Origin of the sequence: Streptomyces sp. NPDC058534 (assembly GCF_042717365.1) — a bacterium.
In the GTDB taxonomy this organism is placed as follows: domain Bacteria; phylum Actinomycetota; class Actinomycetes; order Streptomycetales; family Streptomycetaceae; genus Streptomyces.
In genome coordinates this window covers 83841-85384 of record NZ_JBHXNW010000032.1, presented here as the reverse complement: position 1 = coordinate 85384, position 1544 = coordinate 83841, and the positions used below count along the sequence as shown (strand labels likewise).

Genomic DNA, 1544 nt, shown 5'->3' with positions numbered 1-1544 from the left:
CCCCGGGGATCTCCCGGGGGCGTGGCGGGTTTATTGGGGGGGGGGGGGGGGCCCCCGCGGGGGGGGGCGGGGGGGGGGGCCGGGGGGGGGGGGGGCCGGGGGGGGGGCGGGGGGGGGGGGGGGGGGGGGTGGAGGGCGGCACATTCGGGGCGTATGCGATCCGTGCTCCGATCGGGGGGCGCTCCGTGCGGAACGTGCCCCTTCTGAATTGACCCTCGCTCAACTATGTTCTTTCCGACGGGGTGCAGGGGGATGCGCTCACCGGGTCCGCGACGGGCGGACCGCGGAAGGGGCCAGTTCCGCACACTCCGGCTTTCGATGGCGGGGAGAGTCTCCGGGGGGAGACGTCATTACCGGGGGATTGTCTATGCATGTTCAGGACTCTCATTGGTCGTCCGCGTCGGCTGTCGCGCCCGGTGGCGCGATGAGTGCGGCGGCGGGTGGCGCACGCGGAGACGCGGCAAGGAACGCGCCGTTGCGCGTGGACGCCCAGCGCAATCTGGAGCACGTCCTGCGCGCGGCCCGCGAGGTCTTCGGCGAGCTGGGTTACGGCGCGCCGATGGAGGACGTGGCGCGGCGCGCGCGGGTCGGTGTCGGCACCGTGTACCGGCGCTTTCCGAGCAAGGACGTGCTGGTCCGGCGGATAGCCGAGGAGGAGACGGCACGGCTGACCGACCAGGCCCGGGCGGCGCTCGGGCAGGAGGACGAACCGTGGTCGGCGCTGTCCCGCTTCCTTCGGACTTCGGTGGCCTCGGGCGCCGGGCGGCTGCTGCCGCCGCAGGTGCTGCGGGTCGGGGTGTCGGACTCCGCCGACGACGGTGAGGGCGGTGACGGCGCTGTCCCGGCCGGTGAGCCGCGGGTGCCGCAGCAGCGGATACAGCCGGGCTCGGGCGAGCTGCGGCTGGTGTCCGAGGAGCACGGTCCTGCCGGTGCGCCGGCCGGCGTCCAGGCGTCCGTGGAGGGCGATCACGGTGCGGCGGCGCTGCTGGAGGTCGTGGGCCGGCTCGTGGAGCGGGCGCGGGCGGCGGGCGAACTGCGGCCGGGCGTCTCGGTGTCGGACGTGCTGCTGGTGATAGCCACCGCGGCACCCTCGCTGCCGGACCCGGCGCAGCAGGCGGCGGCCTCGGCGCGGCTGCTGGACATCCTGCTGGAGGGACTGCGGTCGCGTCCGGCCTGAACCACCGTGGCCGTCGGGGCGGGGGCGCCGTCTCCGGGGCACTACCTCGGGGGGCCTCCGGAGCGGGCCTCCGGAGCGGGCCTCCGGGGGACATTTCCTTCCCCGAACGGCTGAGCGTCATGACCGCCGTACGGCAAGTCCCCACGGACGAGTGGTGATCGGCACTGGGAGGTCCTGGACAAAAGCCAATCTGGCACTCTGACGCCGTGTTCGGACTGGCTGGGCAGGCGGCGGGGGCTTTCCGCGATGAGCGTTGACGGGCGGGGCGGGTCACTCGGTGACGGCGACGGCGGGGCCCGTGTAACCCGGCCCCCCGACACACCACAGCTGCCCGGCCAGGGCCCGCCGGGCAGGTGCCCCACTGTCG

At 75.0% G+C, this 1544-nt stretch carries 1 protein-coding gene; it reads left to right on the top strand.

The genetic code is table 11. The annotated features are described in order from the left end of the window. Positions 1-367: 367 nt before the first annotated feature. Positions 368-1177: a TetR/AcrR family transcriptional regulator gene (locus ACFWR9_RS20945; RefSeq protein ID WP_383844260.1), complete on the top strand. Its 810-nt coding sequence runs from the start codon at positions 368-370 to the stop codon at positions 1175-1177. Positions 1178-1544: the final 367 nt, after the last annotated feature.